A 17,504-nucleotide genomic window follows, 5' to 3' on the forward strand; every position below is an offset into this window, starting at 1 on the left:
GCTCTTGCCCCACCACTCGGTGCCTCGCCTAGGCTCGGCATGCCCGCAGTCAGGCATTGCTCCGTGGGCCCGCCGCGATCGGCCATCCATGGCCGTGTCGCGGCTACCCCGGCATCCATGCCGGGGTGCCCACTGCGCAATACCTGCCTGCGGCCATCGTGGTTTAACGGGGCGCCTAAGATCAAAAGCCAGATCAAAAGCAGAGCAACAGCAAAGCCAGAGCGCGAAGCTGCATTCCCCTGTGGGAGCTGGCTTGCCTGCGATGGCGGTTCATCAGCCAATACATTTATCGACTGATACACCGTCATCGCAGCGATGCGGCGACCCGACAAGCCAGCTCCCACAGAGGTACGCGTACGCCTCGACGATCAGGTCGGCTGTCAGGCCGCCTCGCTTTGCTTGTGATTTTGATCTTAGGCGCCCCGTTAAACCACGCTGGCCGTCATCCGATATTGATTTGGGGGGTAACCCGGCAGGACGCCGGGTTAGCCGCGCTGGGCCATGGATGGCCCATCGCGGCGGCCCCCCAAATCAATGTCGGATGACGGGCATGCCGAGCCTAGGCGAGGTGCCGAGTGGTGGGGCAAGAGCCCTTTTGGTTACTTTTGGCTGGGCCGGCACTCCGGGCTCTTTTCCAAAAGTGACCCGCTGTAAGAGCGGAACCAATAGCCGCCATGACCGCAGCAACGGATATGTACACAACCCCAAAGAACCACCAAAGAGCTGTGTAGCGACCTACGCCCATCGCGAACAAGCCCTCTCCCTCATTGGGTTGCTGACGACGCCCGACAATCAGCCCTGCGGAATGAAGCTTTTATGACAAAAGTTCGGTAGTCCCCCCGTCCCTCCGTCTTGCCTATGTAACGCGCTCAAGCACGCGAAACAGGCCAGGAGTGGGGCGGATGGGAACTATGGAACGCTACTCGAAAGTAGGCATGCAGGAACTCGATCAGCGCCTGTCGAAGATCGTCGAAGCCGCCCGCAAGAAGCCGGTGTCGGTCTATCGCTATGGCGCGCCCTGGGTCTGGATCGTGTCCCAGGAGGACTGGCAAGGCGCTTTGAAAGAGGTGTCCAGCTATATACCTGCCGGTCACTCCCTGGTGTTGCTGCGCCCGCAGATCGACGAGGTGCTGGAGCAGTACCACGACTTGCTGCAGGCCCTGAATGCCGAGCCTGGCATGCTTATCGCCCCGCGCACGGTGCTGCAGATTCTGCTGCTGCAACTGCTCTATTCGGTGCCCAGCGAACAGCAACTGCACGAGCAACTCAACTACAACCTGCTGTTCCGCTGGTTCGTCGGCCTCGACCTGACCCAGCGGGTGTGGGGCATCCACGTTCTGCAGCGCGATATCGCCACGCTCCTGGGCAACCCACGGGCGGTGCAGTTGATCCAGAAAATCATCGGTGAAGTGTTCTGTGGCGCCTTGCTGCACATGCCGGAGTTCTCCTTGAACTTCGCGCTGCTGCATACCTGGCTGGCACGGCATGCCAATACCTCGACATCCAGCAATTGAGTCGGCCGAACGTGGTGCCAACAACCGTGAAGGCCAGCCATTCGAGTAATCCAGGGGGCGGTGTGACGCATCTGTTCAAATCAACGCTGGCGCTGTGCTGGCTGACACTGGCGCTGCCGGTGTCAGCCGATGAGCCAGGTGGCGCGTCCGAGGCCGCGGTGCGGCGGGTAGACGTCAATGAGTACTTTGTGCGCGGCAATACGGTGCTCGACGCTCGGGCGATCGAAGAGGCGGTGTACCCGTTCCTGGGCCCGCAAAAGACCTTGAGCGATATCGAAGGCGCCCGCGATGCCTTGCAGAAGATCTACCAGGCGCGCGGTTATCAGTCGGTGTTTGTCGAATTGCCCGAGCAGAAGGTCGATGACGGCATCGTCTACCTGCAAGTCAGCGAGACCAAGGTCGGCCGAGTGCGGGTGGTGGGGGCCAAGCACTATTCGCCGGTAGAGATCCGCGAAGAAGTTTCGGCGCTGAAGGAGGGGGCGGTGCCGGATTTTGCCACGGTGCAGACCCAGCTCGCCGGCCTCAATCGCGGGGCAGGGCGCCAGGTCACGCCGCTGGTGCGCGAGGGCCAGCGCCCCGGCACCATGGATGTGGACCTGCAAGTGGAGGACCAGAACCCCTGGCACGCCAGCCTCGGCCTGAACAACGACTACAGTGCCGACACCGAGAAGCTGCGCAGTGTCGCGACCCTGGGCTACGACAACCTCTGGCAACTGGGCCACAGCGTGTCCTTGACCTTCTTTACTGCGCCCCAGGACAGCGAAAACGCCAAGGTCTGGTCCGGCGCCTACAGCGCGCCGCTCAACGAGCGCTGGACCGTGCAGTTCTCCGGTTATCAGTCCGACAGCAATATCGCCACCATCGGCGGCAGCAACGTGCTGGGCAAGGGGCACTCCTACGGCGTCTCGGCGATCTACAACCTGCCGGCCAGTGGTGTCTGGGCCAACTCGTTATCGGTAGGGGTGGACTTAAAGGACTTCGAGGAGCAGATGCAGTTCGGCGCCAGCCGCGACCAGATCCCGCTCAAGTACGCGCCACTGACCTTCGGCTACAACGGCTACCGCTACACCGAGCAGGCGCAGCTGGGCCTGGGCCTGAACCTGGTGGTCGGAACCCGTGCGTTTTTTGGTTACGGCAGCGACGCCGAAGAATTCCAGTACAAACGCGACCAGGCCAGCCCCAGCTTTGCCGTGCTCAAGGGCGACCTGAATTACACCTACACCTTCACCGGCGACTGGCAGTCGGCGACCAAGACCGCGTTCCAACTGGCGTCTGGCCCGCTGGTCTCCAACGAGCAGTATTCGGCCGGTGGCGCCACGTCGATCCGTGGCTACCTGGCCGCTGAACGCACCGGGGATGAGGGCTACTTGCTCTCCCAGGAATTGCGTACGCCATCCCTGGCCAAGTTCCTCGGCAGCTATGTGCAGGAGTGGCGCTTCTACGCGTTTGCCGAAGGCGCGCGCCTGCGCCTGCATGACCCGCTGCCCGAGCAGGAAGACGAATACAGCCTGGCCAGCGTCGGCCTCGGCACCCGTGCCAGTTTGAGCAAGTGGTTGTCCGGCAGCCTGGATTGGGGCTACCCGCTGCTCGATGGACCGAACACCCAGAAACAGGACTCGCGACTGCACTTCAGTGTGCAGGCGACTTTCTGACCCTTTTTTCCGGAGAACCCTTCACATGCAACGCCTATTTCTGAGCCTGTTGATCTGCCTGGGCTTCGTGCTCCCGGCCACCGCCCAAGCCTGGTGGCAGGACGACTGGCACTACCGTAAACAGATCTCGCTGGACACCACCCCCCAAGGCGCCGCGATCAATCAGGCGCTGGGCCGTACTGCCTTGCTGGTGCGCTTGCACACCGGCAACTTCACCTTCGACGGGGTCAAGGAAGACGGCGCCGACCTGCGCTTTGTCAGCGCCGACGACAAGACCGTGTTCAATCACCAGATCGAGAGCTTCGACCCGCTGATGGGCATGGCGTTGATCTGGGTCGATGTGCCCAAGATCGAAGGCGGCCAGCGTCAGGACCTGTGGATGTACTACGGCAACGACAAGGCCCCGGCGACCGGCAACGGCCAACTGACGTTCGATCCGAGCTACACCGCGCTCTACCATTTCGAGGGCGCCAACGGCACGCCGGCCCGTGACACCACGGCCTATGGCAACACCGCGCTGAACGCCACCGGTGCGAGCATCGACGGCGTGATCGGGCGGGCCTTGCAGTTCAGCGGCCAGCCGTTGCTGTTGCCGGCCAGTCCGTCGTTGCAACACACCGCCAGCGGCGCCTTTACTTTCAGTGCCTGGCTGCGCCTGGACCAGGCCGCCGGTGAGCAAGTGGTGCTGGCCCGCCGTGAAGGCAGCAGCAGCCTGGTGCTGGGCCTGAACCAGGGCATGCCGTTTGTCGAGATCGACGGCCAGCGTGCGGTATCGACCCAGCCGCTGAACCCCGGCCAATGGCAACACCTGGCCTTTACGGCCGCTGGCAACGCCGTGACCCTGTATGTCAACGGCCGCGAAACCGCGACCCTGGCGCTGGCGATGCCGGCGTTCAATTCCCAGCTGGCCATTGGCGCCGACCTGCCGGAGTCCACCGGCGGCCTGCTGCCCTTTGCCGGGGCGATGGATGAGCTGCGCCTGTCCAAAGTCGCACGCCCGGCGGGGGCGTTGTTGGCCGATGCCAGCGCCCAGGGTTCTGAGTCGAAACTGCTGGCCTATGGCGTGGATGAAGAACAGTCGGGCTTTGGTTTCGGCAGCCTGGGCTTTTTGCTCAAGGCCGTGCCTATCGACGCCTGGGTGATCATCCTGGTGCTGGTGGCGATGATGGTCCAGTCGTGGGTCATCATGCTCCGCAAGAACCGCATGGTCAGCCGCGTCAGCAGTGCCAACGAGATCTTCCGCGAGCAGTTCGCGCAGATCGGCACCCGCCTGGAGATGTACTACGACGACCAGATCCTGGCCGAGCGCCTCAGCCACTCGTCGTTATGGCGCCTGTACCGCGTCGCCGTCCAGGAAATCCGCACCCGCCGCGCCCAGGGCGCCGACACCAGCTCGGTCTCGGCAGCCACCATCGAAGCCATCCGTTGCTCCATGGACGGCGTGCGCACCCGGGAAAACCAGCAGCTCAGCGCCAAGCTCTCGACCCTGTCCAACGCCATTGCCGGCGGCCCGTATATCGGCCTGCTCGGTACGGTGCTGGGGATCATGGTGGTGTTCCTCGGCACGGCCATGGCCGGCGACGTGAACATCAATGCGATCGCCCCGGGCATGGCTGCTGCGTTGCTGGCCACCGCCATGGGCCTGTTTGTCGCGATCCCCGCACTGTTTGGCTACAACCGCCTGATCACCCGCAACAAGGAGGTCAGTGCCGACATGCGGGTGTTCGTCGATGAGTTCATCACCCGCCTGGCCGAGATGCACGGCGAGAGCCAGTCCAGCGAAGCCGCGCATCGGCGCGCCCAGCCAGCCCACGTACCGGCCTGAGGAGAATCAGCATGGCTTCTGTGAATGCCTCCCACGACGATGACGAAGACGCCGCCGTCGACAGCATCAACATCACGCCCCTGGTGGACGTGCTGATGGTGGTGCTGGTGATGTTTATCCTCACCGCCACGGCCCAGGTCTCGGGGATCCAGATCCACTTGCCCAAGGCCAGCGCCTCGGTGTCGTTGTCCGAGGCCAAGACCAAGGCGATTTCGGTGAATGACGGCGGCCAGGTATTCCTCGACGCCTACCCGGTAACCCTGGGGGAACTGGAAGAACGCCTGCGTATCGAGAAGGCCCTGAACCCGGAGTTTCCGGTGATTGTGCGCGGCGATGCCACGGTGCAGTACCAGAAGGTCATCGAGGTGCTTGATTTGCTGCGCCGCTTGGAGCTGTCCCAGGTCGGCCTGGTCACTGGCAAACCATCATGACCGCACAGATGCCGATCCCACCCACGCCCGTGAAGAAGTCGCCGCTGCGCCCGCTGAAGTGGGGCGCCGGCCTGCTGGTGGGCGCCGTGGCCGCGTGGTTCCTGTGGCAGTGGGCCAATGACATGAGCGGCGTGCGCCGCGAAGCGCCCAAGGTGCCGATGATTATCCCGTTGCCGCCACCACCGCCGCCGCCCCCGGAACCGCCCAAGGAGCCCGAGCCCCAGGTCGAGGAAAAGATCCCCGAGCCTGAGCCCACGCCTGCGCCGGAGGAGGTCAAGCCGGAGCAAGAGGCACCCCCGAGTCCCGCCGACGACCTGGCCAACCCGATGCAGATCGACGGTGATGCCCAGGCCGGTAACGACGGTTTCAACGTGGGGGCCGGCAAGGGCGGCGGCATGGCCGGCTCCGGTGGGGGCGGCCTGGGCACGGGCACGTTCAAGCAGTACCTGGCCGGGGTGTTCCAGCGCCTGCTGCGCGAAGACCCGGAGTTGCGCAAGAAGGCCTATGCGGTGCAGGCCGACCTGTGGCTGAGCGGCGATGGCGAGGTCACGCGTGTAGAGCTGGCCCAGTCCAGCGGCGATGCCGACACCGACGCCCAGGTACTGGCGGCACTGCGGGCCACGCCCCGTTTGAAAGAACGCACACCGGCCTCCCTGACGTTGCCGGTGCGCCTGTCCCTCAAGGGCCGACGCCCGGAGTGAGCCAACCTTTTTTGCAGTTTTCTACAGGAGTTGTGTGCAGATGATTTCCCACGTGAATCGAGTGACCCTGGCGGTCGGCATGGTCATCGCGACCCTGGTTGGCCAGGCAACGGCCGCCCCGGCCGGGCCTTCGGAAAACGCCACGATCAACCTGATCCGCCTGCTGGTGCAGCAAGGTGTGCTCAAGCAGGAACAGGCCGAAGGGCTGATCGCCCAGGCCGAGAAAGAGGCGGTGCAGGCGCGCCAAACCGCAGTGGCCGCCACCGGGCCTGCGGCGGCCCCTGGGGATGTGCGGGTGCAGTACGTGCCGGCCGCCGTGCGTGATCAGATCCGCGACCAGGTCAAGGCCGAAGTCATGGCCACTGCCAAGCAGGAAAACTGGGCCCAGCCCAACACCTTCCCGGATTGGGTCTCGCGTATCAGCTTCGATGGCGACATCCGTCTGCGTGACGAGTCGCGGTTTTTCTCTGGCAACAACAGCAACGAAATCGTCGATTACGCCAAGCTCAACGAGAACGGCCCCTACGACGTCAACAAAGACACCAACACCCGCCTGCCGCCATTGCTCAACACCCGTGAAGACCGCGAGAACCTGTTCCGCCTGCGCGCACGCCTGGGGATGAAGGCGATCATTTCGCCGGAGTGGACCGCAGGCATCCGCATCGGCACCGGCTCCGACAACAACCCGGTGTCCACCACCCAGACCCTGGGCGGCGGCTTTGGCAAGAAAGATATCTGGCTCGACCAGGGCTACCTGACCTGGAAGGCCACCCAGGACCTGACCCTGACGGGCGGGCGGATCGCCAACCCGTTCTATTCCACCGACATGATGTACTCCAGCGACCTCAACTTCGACGGCGTGGCGGCGATCTTCAACCACAGCCTCAACAACGAATGGGGCCTGTTCGGCACGCTGGGCGCGTTCCCGGTGGAGTACACTTCCGACACCGCCAGCAGCAACGGTTTCGACAAGGAAGACAGCGACACCAAATGGCTGTTCGGCGGGCAGATCGGCGCCAACTGGAAGATCAACCGCAGCAACAGCCTCAAGGGCGCATTGGCCTACTACCGCTTCGACGACATCGAAGGCCAGCGCTCCAGCCCTTGCTCGCCATGGGCCGGCGCGCCGGGCTGCGACACCGACGGCTCGCGCGTGGCCTTTATGCAAAAGGGCAACAGCGTGTTCCTGCTGCGTAATATCAACGCCAACCCGGCAACCCCGGGCCTGACCCCGCAACCGCAATACGTGGGCCTGGCCTCCAAGTTCGATGTGCTGGACCTGAACCTGGTGTGGGACAGCGAACTGCCCCAAGACTTCAAGCTGCGCAGCCAGGCCAACTTCATTCACAACCTGGCCTACGACAAGGGCGAAATGCTCAAGCGCAGCGAAGGCGAGATCGTCAACAACATCAACAGCAAGGGCCAGTTTGAAAGTGGCGGCAATGCGCTGATGGTTCAGTTCACCCTCGGCAGCGCCCTGGAGATGAAAAAGGCCGGCGACTGGAACCTGTTGGCTGGCTACAAGTACATCCAGCCGGATGCCTTGCCGGACGGCTTCAACGACTCGTCCTTCCACCTCGGCGGCACCAACGCCAAGGGCTACTTCATTGGCGGCAACTACGGCATCGACAAGAACATCTACGCCAGCGCCCGTTGGCTGAGCGCCTCAGAGGTGTATGGCGCGCCGTTTGAAGTCGATGTGATGCAACTGGAACTGAATACGCGCTTCTGACGCGCCGGGAGATACCCATGAACATGCGAATTTGCGGACTGGTCCTGGCCCTGGTCGCCACCGGCGCCTCGGCCGAAGGCATGGAGGAGCGCCTGCGCACCCAGTTGCGCAGCACCACCGCGCAGCTGCAGGCACTGCAAAGCGAACAGGCCCAGGCCGCCGCTGCACGGATTGCCGCCGAAAACCAGGCCAAGCAGGCCCAGGTGCAGATCAAGCAGTTGAGCCTGGAGCTGGACAAGGCCCGAGGCGTGGCCGAGCAACTGGCCGGCCAGCAGCAGAGCCTGCACAGCCAGGCCCAGGCGCAAGTGGCGGCGAGTGCCGAGCAGACCGGCAAGTTCAAAAAGGCTTATGACGAGCTGCTGGTGCTGGCCCGTGGCAAAGAAACCGAGCGCGCGCGCCTGCAGGCGCAACTGGCTGAACGTGACACACAAGTGCAGCAATGTTCAGCCAAGAATCAACAGATGTATGGCGTGGCCCAAGCGTTGCTCGCGGCCTACGAAAAAATCGACGTGGCCGAGGTCATGAGCATTCGCCAACCGTTCGCCAGCGGCGCGCGGGTCAAGTTTGAAGAACTGGCCCAGGGGTTTGGCGATGGCCTGTACAACAGCCGTTTCGATGCGCCCCAGGCGGCGCTTAATCACTGATCAACCAAGGAAGAAGTTAACCATGAGCGAATTGATGAGCAGCGTGACCCCCCAGCGCCTGACCGAGTTGCTGCAAGAGGCCGGCTACCGGGTCAACCAGAGCGAGCAGAACGGCATCGTGCAACTGCTCAGCGCCAGCCAGGGCATCGGTTTTGCCGTGCGCTTCGGCAACCCGGCGGCGGAGCAGGGCGCCTATGTGGATTTCACCTACAGTTGCGCGCTGCGGGTCCAGGGCGAGTTGCCCGCAGGCCTGGCCCCGGTCTGGAACACCTCGCGGCGCTTTGCCCGGCTGTCGGTGCAGGGGGAGTTCCTGCTGATGGAGATGGACGTGATGGTGGCTGGCGTCGGTGCCCTGTACCTGCGCAGCCAATTGGAGTTGTGGGATCGGCTGTTGCAGGAATTTATCGTCTACCTGCGTGAATACAGCCAGACCGCCGCGCACCTGCAAGCCCAGGGTGTACCTGAGGTTGAAACCCGCGAAGAGGCGCCGGCGCTGTGAAAAAACCAACCCTGGTGGTAGCTGCGCTGGCCCTGTTGGGGGTGGCGGTGGGCTTGGGCCTGCGCTCGGGCAGCGACCCGGTCGCGGCCCAGCAACCGGCCCCGGTGATCGGCGCAGAGGGCCCGGCGGTGGCACGCCTGGGCAATCAACAGGTGGCCGTGCCGGAACTGCAGGCATTGCTGGCCACCTTGCCGGCCGAATCGCGCGAGCAGTTGCGCGCCAATCGGGGTGCTCTGGAAACCTGGATCCGCTCGCGCCTGGCGCAAAAGGCCGTGCTCGAACAGGCCGATGCCCAGGGTTGGCGGCAACGCCCGGACGTCGAGCAACAGACCCGCGCCGCCACCGAGCAGATCGTGTTTCGCGACTACCTGCTGTCGGTCAGCCAGGTGCCGGCCGACTACCCCAGCGCCACCGAGTTGCAGCAGGCCTATGACAGCGGTAAGGCCCAGTGGATGACACCGCCGCTGTACCGGGTCAGCCAGATCTTCCTCGCCGTGGACGACCCGCAAAATGCCGAGGCCGTGCGGCGCCAGGCCCAGGAACTGAGCCGCCGGGCCCAGGCGGCCCCGGCGGAGTTTGCCGGGCTGGCCAGCCAGTACTCCCAGGACGCCGGCAGCGCCGGGCGCGGCGGTGATTCGGGCCTGCAACCCTTGCAGCAACTGGTACCAGAGGTGCGCAACGTGGTCGCGCGGCTCAAGCCGGGTGCGGTATCGGATGCGGTGCACAGCGCGGCGGGGTTCCATGTGCTCAAGTTGACCGAGCACCAACCGGCGCGCACCGCCAGCCTCGAAGAACTGCGCCCACGCCTGACCGAGGCCCTGCGCGCCCAGCGCCAGGAGCAGATCGCCAAGGCCTATCTGGAGGGCATGCTCAACACCGCGACCTTGAGCATCGACGGGGCGCAACTGAACAAAGTACTGGAATAAACAGGCTGTACGCATGGATGCACAGACCCAATAAGACAGGGAGTTCCCCCCATGGACTATCTAGAACCTGCAGCACCCCACGGCATGACGCCTTACCGCGCGCCCGGCGAACCCCGGGAAGCCTGGCTGGCCCTGGCTGCGGGCATCGACCCGGAGGTGGCGCGCTACTTCCTGATCAGCGCCCGCTGCGGCTGTTTCATGCAGGCGGCCCGCAGCCTGAACATCAAGGCCACATTGCTGCGCAAACGCCTGGCGTTACTGGAAGCACAGATGCGCCGTTCACTGTTCAGCTACCAGGGCAATGTCCTGGCGCTGAGCCGTGACGGCCTGCAGCTCCAGGCGCGGCTGGTGACCCTGGCCAATGAACGGCGGGTGCCGGTGCAGGAACAACCGTTGATTCGGCTGGCAGTGGCCGAGACCATCCTGCATGACATCCTCGGGCGCGACCTGATCTCCCTGCTGCGCCGCAATGCCAGTGTGCGCCTGGAGATTGTCTGTATCGACAGTCCGCAGGCCGTGCAGACAGTGGAAGCCGACGTGGTGCTGTGGCTGGCGGGCGTCGACTCGCCGCAGCCGGGACCGGGCTTTGCGACCCACCCACCGCAGGCACTGGCCTGCCTGGATTACCTGCCGCATATCGCCAAACGCTACTCACGCCTGGCCGCACGCCCGGACAGTGTGGATGACTTGGCGGACTACATGCTGGTGCAATGGCAGCCTGACGGCTTGGTCAAGGCATTGGCGCCGTGGAACCGAGTGGTGCAACAGCGCTTGGCGGGGGTGGTGCAGGTGCAGGCGTATCCGCTGATGCTGGAGATGATCCGCTGCAGCGCGTGCATTGGCTTGCTGCCGCGTTACATGAGTTGTTTCGACCGGGGCTTGATGGCGTTGCCGGGCTTGTTTGCCCAGGACATGCAGCGCCAGGTGTGGATGGCGGTCAATGCCGCGGCGGCGCATCCACAGGAGGTGCAGATGATTGTGGCAATGGTGGTCAACACCTTTGAGGAGCGGCGCGAGTGGTTTGGCTGACGCCGCTCAATGGCGCGAACAAAAAAAGGGCCAGCGCTAACAAGCGCGGCCCTTTTTACAAATGGGATATTCCAGCGATAGACAGACTTGGGCGCTCATAGTGTTATTGAGTCTTGTATTGCACCGTACCTTGTTGCGAGGCGCCTTCGAACTTCGCGACGCCGATAATTTTTTTACGCTGTTGCGTGTCCGCAGAATTGACCGCAAAAAACTTGAAAGAAATTTCTAATGAAGGTTCGGCTTCCAATGAAACAGAGATAACCTCCATCTTGTCCTCATCGTTGTTGTCAGCGTACCAGCTATTCTGATTCTGCCCTGGGTTGTACCAGGCACCTACAAGGGTATCCCTGTTCATTTCGTATGTGCCCGGCTTGATGTGGTCCGGGAAAGTAAAGAAAATCCCCTCTTTCAAGATACCTTCAATCGGACCGCCGGCAATAATGGATGAACTATAAAGGTTAAGTGAAACAGACTCGGCGGTGTAGGCGCGGCCATCAATGTCCGCCGTTAAATGGCCGGTTGTATTGTGCGGTTGGGGGGTTGGCATTAGTGAATCCTCAGAGTTGATTTAAACCGTTCGTAGAGGCTTTACGGTTAATTAATAACTTGAGGAGTACTAGGAATCTACTGTCACTATTAACAGTAAATCGTTTCAGTGATCTGGTGTCGTTCCGGGCGCGTGTATCCCGGGTCGGTCCCTAGGCGACTACAGGCTGAATGTGCAACCCACCCTCGACATCCTTGACCAACCCGCTGGCCAGCAACAACGGCAGCAGACGCTTGTGCAACTGCGGTTCGACAAACTCCTTTACCGTGTCCAACGCCAGCTCGCCGTGACCCGGCAGTTCCGCCTTGGTGTACGACAGCCAGGCCTTCTTCAGCATCTGCAACACATCGCTGCCAGCGGTCAGCGCAAAGCGGCGGTGGGTTACCTGGCCCTGGAAGTCGAAGCTGTGCTGATACTCGTAACCTTTCTCGTCACCCGCGCTGGCCACGCAGCGCGTGCAGGTGCAAGGGCCATCACCAAAAGCCGACTGCAGGTAGCTATTGAAGTCCACCACGGGTTTGAGCGACAGGCGCTTGTCCACTTCGAACAGGTCGCCGGTCATTTTTGCGTCGTTACTCAAGGTGCATTTCCTCGCAGGTCTACAGCTGGTTTTTCAAAGCGCGGCATCATACCAGCACGATCCGTACTCATCGCGGGGTTTTCAAGAAGCGTTGCGCATGATCAGGATCGGGCAGCAGGCAGCTGTCGTACCGGCCAAAAAGCCGATAGCGGTTACGAGCGATGCGGTCATAGGCCCAGTCACGAAGTACCCGTGGCAGTACCCGCAGCAACTGTAGCGGCCGCCAGGCCATGGGCAGCAGGGCGATGATCTGCAGGACTGCGTTGGAGCGGACCCAGTAGTGCTGGTCGCGAATCACCGCCAGGGTGTCGAATTGATCCAGGGGCAAGCCGGCCCAGGCGAGCAGTGCCTGGCCTTCGGGCGACTGGACGGCCGCCAGGCGAATACGCCGGTGGCGGTCATGGCGGATCAGGAACCTGACCCAGCCATTGCACAGTTTGCAGACCCCGTCGAACAGCACCACCGTCTCGCCCTGGCTGAGCAAGGGGGCGGGAGTGGGGCGGGTAAAGGCGCCGGGCATAAGGGTGGGTCCAATGAGGCTCTGGAGCCTCGGATCATACCGGCGAGCCCGCACTGATGATACACGGGCCGGAAAACGCGATGCTGTTCAGTTGGTAAGCACAAATAAAGTGTGGCGAGCGGGCTTGCCCGCGTTGGACTGCGCAGCAGTCCCATTTTTAGGGCCGCTACGCGACCCAGCGCGAGCAAGCCCGCTCGCCACAGGGATGCCGTTCGTGCATGACGTGCCCCTACACGGGGCTGTGGCCCAAGCGGGCCTTGATCCAGTCATACAGGTTATTGCCCTCGCTCGACAGCTCGCTGGTGGCTCGGCGGCACAGGTAATACTGGCGACCGTCATCCACCTGCAGGTCAAACAATTGCACCAGCTCACCCGTAGCCACCAGTGGCGCCACCAACGGCGCGCGCAGCAGCGAGCAGCCCAGGCCGGTGCGGGTGGCGACCAGGGTCAACTGGCCGTCCTCCAGCAGCAGGCCGTTGTGTGTGTTGTTGTGACTGATCGCGGCGGCATCGAACCATTGGCCCCAGGTACCGCGCTCTTCGTCGTGCAGCAGGGGCAGTTCGCTGAGGGCCTGGGGGCTGTCGATAGGGCCGTGGCGCTGGAGGAATTCGCGGCTGCAGAACGGCGTGACCGCGCCGCTGATCAGGGGCTCGCTGTGATAACCCGGCCAGTGCCCGGTGCCGAAGCGGATCGACAGGTCGGCGGCATCGCTGGGGTAGCTGCGGTGGTTGGCGTAGGTGATGTTGATATCCAGTGCCGGGTTGGCGCTCAAAAACTGCGCCAGGCTCGGGATGAACAGGTTGGTCGCGAACATCGGGATCAGGCTGATGGTGACCTGGCGTGTCGCGCTTTTCTCGCGCACGTGTTCGGTGGCGCTGCGCAGTACCGCGAATGCCGAGCGAATCGCCCGGTAGTACTCGCGGCCTTCTTCGGTCAGGCCCAGGTTGCGGCCTTGGCGCATCGTCAGCGGCTGTTGCAGGAAGCTCTCGAGCAAGTGCAACTGATGGCTGACAGCCGAGGGCGACACCCCCAACTCGCGGGCGGCGGCATTGACACCACCGTGGCGGGCAAAGGCCTCGAAAGTACGCACGGCCCGTAGAGGCGGATCGTTGGCTAACTGTTCTAAATTATTCATGTATTGAATTAAATACTAAGTAAAAAGATAAATAAAGCGCAAAAAGATCCCGTGTATAGGGGGTTTTGTAGTTGGTATAACCATATTCCCTTCAGATATTTGATAAAAACAGAATAAATAACTAGTGTTCCGCGCTCGGGCTTTTTAGTCGGTGCGCCTTGGCCACGACGTTTTTTGTAAAGGGAGTTGATGGTTCTCATGGATGCGTTTATCCAGCAACTGCTTAACGGCTTGCTGTCGGGCAGTCTCTACGCGCTGGTCGCCTTGGGTTACACCATGGTCTACGGCATTTTGCGCATCATCAACTTTGCCCATGGCGATGTGTTGATGATCGGCGCACTGGTAGGCCTGTCGGTGATCCGCGTGCTGCAGGCAGCCTGGCCGGATATGCCACCGGTGCTGTTGCTGCTGACGGCGGCGATGATCGCCATGGCCTTTTGTGCGGTGCTGGCGGTGGTGATCGAGCGTGTTGCCTATCGGCGCTTGCGCAACGCGCCGCGCCTGGCACCGTTGATCAGTGGGATCGGCGTGTCGTTGTTGTTGCAGACCGTGGCGATGCTGGTCTGGACCCGTAACCCGCAGATGTTCCCGCAATTGCTGCCCCTGGAACCTATCGAAGTACTCGCTGGCGATGCCACCCACGCCGCCGTGACCAATGCCACCGCACTGACCACCATTGGCGTGGCGTTAAGCCTGATGCTCGGTTTGCTGCTGTTGGTAGAGCGCACGCGCTTTGGCCGGGCCATGCGCGCCGTGGCCGAGAACCCGCAAGTGGCGAGCCTGATGGGCATCAACCCGAACCGCATCATCGTCATGACCTTCGCCATCGGCGGCGCCCTGGCCGCGCTGGCGGGCATCATGATGGCCAGCAACTATGGCAGCGCGCATTTCTACATGGGCTTTTTGCCCGGGATCAAAGCGTTTACCGCGGCGGTGCTGGGCGGCATCGGCAACCTCAAGGGCGCGATGCTCGGCGGTCTGCTGCTGGGGCTGATCGAAGCCCTCGGCACCGGCTACCTGGGGGCTGCCACCAACGGTGTGTTCGGCAGCAACTACCAGGACGTGTTCGCGTTTATCGTGTTGATCGCGGTGCTGGTGTTGCGGCCCCAGGGGTTGTTGGGCGAACGATTGGCGACCCGCGCATGAGCCTGGCAACCGCTGTGAGCCCTTCGAGCAAACGCGCCAGCCTGGGGCTGCTGCTGTTCGCCCTAGCCCTGGTCTTGGCCCCCTGGATTGTCGGGCATGCCGGCGGCAATACCTGGGTGCGCACCCTGGACTTTGCCCTGCTGTACATCATGTTGGCCCTGGGCCTGAATATCGTGGTGGGCTATGCCGGTTTGCTGGACATGGGCTTTATCGCCTTCTACGCGGTGGGCGCCTACCTGGCGGCCTTGCTGTCATCGCCCCATCTGGTGCAACAGTTCCCAGCCTTGCTGGCGCTGCTGCCGGAGGGCATGCACACCTCGATCTGGCTGATCTTGCCGCTGGCCGCGCTGCTGGCGGCCGGGTTCGGCGTGATTCTGGGGGCGCCGACCCTGCGCCTGCGCGGCGACTACCTGGCCATCGTCACCCTGGGGTTTGGCGAAATCATCCGCATCCTGCTGCGCAACCTCGACCGCCCGGTGAACCTCACCAATGGTCCCAAGGGCATCGCCCAGGTCGACCCGGTGACGCTACTGGGGGTCAACCTGGGGCGTACCCAGGAACTGTTCGGCCTGCGCTTGCCCTCGGTCTACCTCTATTACTACCTGTTCGCCGCGCTGGTGGTGCTGATCCTGTTTGCCTGCATTCGCCTAGAGCGCTCGCGCATCGGCCGCGCCTGGATGGCGATCCGCGAGGATGAAGAGGCGGCCCAGGCCATGGGCCTCAATACCTTGCGCCTGAAGCTGCTGGCATTTGCCATCGGCGCGGCGTTCGGCGGTATCAGCGGGGCGCTGTTTGCCTCGTTCCAGGGCTTTGTTTCACCGGAATCCTTCACCCTCAACGAGTCCATCGCCGTGCTGGCCATGGTGGTGCTCGGCGGCATGGGGCATATCCCCGGGGTGATTCTGGGCTGCGTGTTGCTCGCAGCCTTGCCCGAAGCGTTACGCGCCAGCATGGGCCCCTTGCAGCAGGCGCTGTTTGGCCAGGTGCTGGTGGACCCGGAGATTATCCGCCAGCTGTTTTACGGCCTGGCGCTGATTCTGGCGATGCTGTATCGACCCGCCGGCCTCTGGCCGAGCCGCACAGGAGGTGCACCTTGAATCATCCGTTATTGCAGATCGAGAAGGTCAATAAACAGTTTGGCGGCGTGGCTGCGCTCGATGACGTGAGCCTGAGTATCGAGGCCGGGGAAATCTACGGCCTGATCGGGCCCAATGGCGCCGGCAAGACCACCTTCTTTAATGTGATGACGGGGCTGTACACCCCGGATTCCGGGCGCTTTCAACTCGACGGCCAGGAGTACCAGCCCACGGCGGTGCACCAGGTGGCCCGCGCCGGCATTGCGCGTACGTTCCAGAATATCCGCCTGTTCAACGCCATGAGCGCCTTGGAAAACGTCATGGTCGGGCGCCATGTGCGCACCCATAACGGCGTGTGGGCGGCCTTGAGCGGGCACTCGCGTGGGCGCGAGGAAGAGGCGCAGACCCGCGCCCACGCCCACCGCTTGCTGGCCTATGTCGGCCTCGCCGGGTTTGCCCACTACCGCGCCGACAGCCTGTCCTACGGCCATCAGCGGCGCCTGGAAATTGCCCGCGCCCTGGCCACCGAGCCGCGCCTGCTGGCCCTCGACGAGCCGGCTGCCGGGATGAATGCCAGCGAGAAAGTGCAGCTGCGCAGCCTGCTGGAAAAGATCCGCGACGACGGCCACACCCTGCTGCTGATTGAGCATGACGTGAAGCTGGTGATGGGCGTGTGTGACCGCATCAGTGTGCTGGACTACGGCCGCGTGATCGCCGTGGGCGCACCTGCTGAAGTGCGCCGCCACCCGCAAGTGATCCAGGCTTACCTGGGAGCCGGCGCCCATGTCTGAAGCCTTGTTGCAGATTGACGGCCTGAAGGTGCGCTACGGCGCCATCGAGGCGGTCAAGTCCCTGGACCTGCATATCAATGAAGGCGAACGGGTGACGCTGATCGGTGCCAATGGCGCCGGCAAAAGCTCCAGCCTCAAGGCCCTGACCGGGTTGCTGCCGGCCGCTGCGGGGCAGATCCGCTTTGCCGGGCGCTCGATCCTCAGCCTGGCGCCCCATGAGCGCCTGACCCTGGGCATCGCCATGGTGCCCGAAGGGCGCGGCATTTTTGCGCGCATGAGCGTGCTGGAAAACCTCCAGGCCGGGGCGTTCCTGCGCCGCGACCCGCACCAGGTGAACCTGGAAATCCGCCAGTTGTTCGAGCACTTCCCGCGCCTGCAAGAACGCTTGCAGCAATCGGCCGGCTTGCTCTCCGGGGGCGAGCAGCAGATGCTCGCCCTGGCCCGTGCGCTACTGTCCAAGCCGCGGCTGCTGGTGCTCGACGAGCCATCCATGGGCCTGGCGCCGATCATGGTCGAAAAGCTGTTCCAGGTGATTGATGATGTCTGCCGCCAGGGCATGACCCTGCTGCTGGTGGAGCAGAATGCGCGCCTTGCGCTGCAAGTGACTGACCGCGCCTACGTGATGGACACCGGGCGCATCAGCCTCAGCGGCGCCAGCGCGCAATTGCTCGACCACCCCGAGGTGCGCAGTGCCTACCTCGGTGAATAACCCCATAACAAACGCCACCGGACGCCCGGCGTGTTTCGCCCACCCCA

The 17,504-nt window shown here is 63.2% G+C and carries 18 protein-coding genes; 14 read left to right on the top strand and 4 right to left on the bottom strand.

The genetic code is table 11. The features are described 5' to 3' along the window. The first annotated feature begins 911 nt into the window (after positions 1–911). The 10 genes from BLL38_RS25175 (at position 912) to BLL38_RS25220 (ending at position 10,953) form a co-directional block, all read left to right on the top strand. A complete protein-coding gene (locus BLL38_RS25175) occupies positions 912–1,514 on the top strand; it encodes a transposase (protein ID WP_076964764.1) in 603 nt (200 codons plus the stop codon). 62 nt (positions 1,515–1,576) lie between these two features. Further along, positions 1,577–3,166 (top strand): ShlB/FhaC/HecB family hemolysin secretion/activation protein, encoded by a 1,590-nt coding sequence (locus BLL38_RS25180; RefSeq protein ID WP_076964765.1) that lies wholly within the window; start codon positions 1,577–1,579, stop codon positions 3,164–3,166. 25 nt (positions 3,167–3,191) lie between these two features. Then, the gene (locus BLL38_RS25185; RefSeq protein WP_057438709.1) at positions 3,192–4,991 is read left to right on the top strand and encodes a DUF2341 domain-containing protein; all 1,800 of its coding nucleotides are present in this window, start codon (positions 3,192–3,194) and stop codon (positions 4,989–4,991) included. 11 nt (positions 4,992–5,002) lie between these two features. Then, positions 5,003–5,422, top strand: a complete 420-nt coding sequence (locus tag BLL38_RS25190; protein WP_057438708.1) for an ExbD/TolR family protein — start codon at positions 5,003–5,005, stop codon at positions 5,420–5,422. Then, complete coding sequence (locus tag BLL38_RS25195) at positions 5,419–6,123, top strand: energy transducer TonB family protein (RefSeq protein ID WP_076964766.1); 705 nt, start codon at positions 5,419–5,421, stop codon at positions 6,121–6,123. Before BLL38_RS25190 ends, BLL38_RS25195 begins: the two co-directional genes overlap by 4 nt. 40 nt (positions 6,124–6,163) lie before the next feature. Further along, complete coding sequence (locus BLL38_RS25200; protein WP_076964767.1) at positions 6,164–7,855, top strand: putative porin; 1,692 nt, start codon at positions 6,164–6,166, stop codon at positions 7,853–7,855. A 17-nt stretch (positions 7,856–7,872) separates the two neighbouring features. Beyond that, positions 7,873–8,499 (top strand): DNA repair protein, encoded by a 627-nt coding sequence (locus BLL38_RS25205; RefSeq protein WP_076964768.1) that lies wholly within the window; start codon positions 7,873–7,875, stop codon positions 8,497–8,499. A gap of 22 nt (positions 8,500–8,521) precedes the next feature. Next, positions 8,522–8,998: a YbjN domain-containing protein gene (locus BLL38_RS25210; protein WP_057959892.1), complete on the top strand. Its 477-nt coding sequence runs from the start codon at positions 8,522–8,524 to the stop codon at positions 8,996–8,998. Further along, positions 8,995–9,924, top strand: coding sequence for a peptidylprolyl isomerase (locus BLL38_RS25215; protein ID WP_076964769.1), 930 nt, complete (start codon positions 8,995–8,997; stop codon positions 9,922–9,924). Before BLL38_RS25210 ends, BLL38_RS25215 begins: the two co-directional genes overlap by 4 nt. A gap of 51 nt (positions 9,925–9,975) precedes the next feature. Beyond that, complete coding sequence (locus tag BLL38_RS25220; RefSeq protein WP_076964770.1) at positions 9,976–10,953, top strand: LysR family transcriptional regulator; 978 nt, start codon at positions 9,976–9,978, stop codon at positions 10,951–10,953. A gap of 103 nt (positions 10,954–11,056) precedes the next feature. Here the strand turns inward: BLL38_RS25220 and BLL38_RS25225 are convergent, their stop codons facing one another. The 4 genes from BLL38_RS25225 to BLL38_RS25240 form a co-directional block, all read right to left on the bottom strand. Beyond that, positions 11,057–11,500 (bottom strand): hypothetical protein, encoded by a 444-nt coding sequence (locus BLL38_RS25225; RefSeq protein ID WP_057438703.1) that lies wholly within the window; start codon positions 11,498–11,500, stop codon positions 11,057–11,059. 151 nt (positions 11,501–11,651) lie between these two features. Beyond that, the gene (locus BLL38_RS25230; protein WP_076964771.1) at positions 11,652–12,080 is read right to left on the bottom strand and encodes a hypothetical protein; all 429 of its coding nucleotides are present in this window, start codon (positions 12,078–12,080) and stop codon (positions 11,652–11,654) included. A gap of 67 nt (positions 12,081–12,147) precedes the next feature. After that, positions 12,148–12,600 (bottom strand): thiol-disulfide oxidoreductase DCC family protein, encoded by a 453-nt coding sequence (locus BLL38_RS25235; protein WP_057959884.1) that lies wholly within the window; start codon positions 12,598–12,600, stop codon positions 12,148–12,150. A gap of 229 nt (positions 12,601–12,829) precedes the next feature. Then, on the bottom strand, positions 12,830–13,735 hold the full coding sequence (locus tag BLL38_RS25240; protein ID WP_076964772.1) for a LysR substrate-binding domain-containing protein: 906 nt from the start codon (positions 13,733–13,735) through the stop codon (positions 12,830–12,832). 198 nt (positions 13,736–13,933) lie between these two features. Here BLL38_RS25240 and BLL38_RS25245 point away from each other — a divergent pair, with 198 nt between their 5' ends. From BLL38_RS25245 to BLL38_RS25260, 4 genes are read left to right on the top strand one after another with little or no spacing between them, the layout of a single operon-like run. After that, complete coding sequence (locus BLL38_RS25245) at positions 13,934–14,881, top strand: branched-chain amino acid ABC transporter permease (protein ID WP_057438696.1); 948 nt, start codon at positions 13,934–13,936, stop codon at positions 14,879–14,881. Further along, on the top strand, positions 14,878–15,978 hold the full coding sequence (locus BLL38_RS25250) for an ABC transporter permease subunit (protein ID WP_057438695.1): 1,101 nt from the start codon (positions 14,878–14,880) through the stop codon (positions 15,976–15,978). Before BLL38_RS25245 ends, BLL38_RS25250 begins: the two co-directional genes overlap by 4 nt. After that, positions 15,975–16,748 carry an ABC transporter ATP-binding protein gene (locus BLL38_RS25255; RefSeq protein WP_029292970.1) on the top strand — a complete coding sequence of 258 codons (774 nt, stop codon included), beginning with the start codon at positions 15,975–15,977 and terminating at the stop codon, positions 16,746–16,748. Before BLL38_RS25250 ends, BLL38_RS25255 begins: the two co-directional genes overlap by 4 nt. After that, positions 16,741–17,457 (top strand): ABC transporter ATP-binding protein, encoded by a 717-nt coding sequence (locus tag BLL38_RS25260; protein ID WP_076964773.1) that lies wholly within the window; start codon positions 16,741–16,743, stop codon positions 17,455–17,457. The genes BLL38_RS25255 and BLL38_RS25260 overlap by 8 nt, the downstream gene beginning before the upstream one ends. Positions 17,458–17,504: the final 47 nt, after the last annotated feature.

It is taken from the genome of Pseudomonas gessardii (assembly GCF_001983165.1).
GTDB classification, from domain to species: domain Bacteria; phylum Pseudomonadota; class Gammaproteobacteria; order Pseudomonadales; family Pseudomonadaceae; genus Aquipseudomonas; species Aquipseudomonas gessardii.

Excerpts from the sequence above, each read along its gene's own strand:
- BLL38_RS25185 (WP_057438709.1), top strand. The coding sequence starts at position 3,192 with ATGCAACGCCTATTTCTGAGCCTGTTGATCTGCCTGGGCTTCGTGCTC.
- BLL38_RS25250 (WP_057438695.1), top strand. The coding sequence starts at position 14,878 with ATGAGCCTGGCAACCGCTGTGAGCCCTTCGAGCAAACGCGCCAGCCTG.
- BLL38_RS25225 (WP_057438703.1), bottom strand. The coding sequence starts at position 11,500 with ATGCCAACCCCCCAACCGCACAATACAACCGGCCATTTAACGGCGGAC.
- BLL38_RS25245 (WP_057438696.1), top strand. The coding sequence starts at position 13,934 with ATGGATGCGTTTATCCAGCAACTGCTTAACGGCTTGCTGTCGGGCAGT.
- BLL38_RS25220 (WP_076964770.1), top strand. The coding sequence starts at position 9,976 with ATGGACTATCTAGAACCTGCAGCACCCCACGGCATGACGCCTTACCGC.
- BLL38_RS25195 (WP_076964766.1), top strand. The coding sequence starts at position 5,419 with ATGACCGCACAGATGCCGATCCCACCCACGCCCGTGAAGAAGTCGCCG.
- BLL38_RS25190 (WP_057438708.1), top strand. The coding sequence starts at position 5,003 with ATGGCTTCTGTGAATGCCTCCCACGACGATGACGAAGACGCCGCCGTC.
- BLL38_RS25175 (WP_076964764.1), top strand. The coding sequence starts at position 912 with ATGGAACGCTACTCGAAAGTAGGCATGCAGGAACTCGATCAGCGCCTG.
- BLL38_RS25205 (WP_076964768.1), top strand. The coding sequence starts at position 7,873 with ATGAACATGCGAATTTGCGGACTGGTCCTGGCCCTGGTCGCCACCGGC.
- BLL38_RS25210 (WP_057959892.1), top strand. The coding sequence starts at position 8,522 with ATGAGCGAATTGATGAGCAGCGTGACCCCCCAGCGCCTGACCGAGTTG.
- BLL38_RS25200 (WP_076964767.1), top strand. The coding sequence starts at position 6,164 with ATGATTTCCCACGTGAATCGAGTGACCCTGGCGGTCGGCATGGTCATC.
- BLL38_RS25260 (WP_076964773.1), top strand. The coding sequence starts at position 16,741 with ATGTCTGAAGCCTTGTTGCAGATTGACGGCCTGAAGGTGCGCTACGGC.
- BLL38_RS25235 (WP_057959884.1), bottom strand. The coding sequence starts at position 12,600 with ATGCCCGGCGCCTTTACCCGCCCCACTCCCGCCCCCTTGCTCAGCCAG.
- BLL38_RS25240 (WP_076964772.1), bottom strand. The coding sequence starts at position 13,735 with ATGAATAATTTAGAACAGTTAGCCAACGATCCGCCTCTACGGGCCGTG.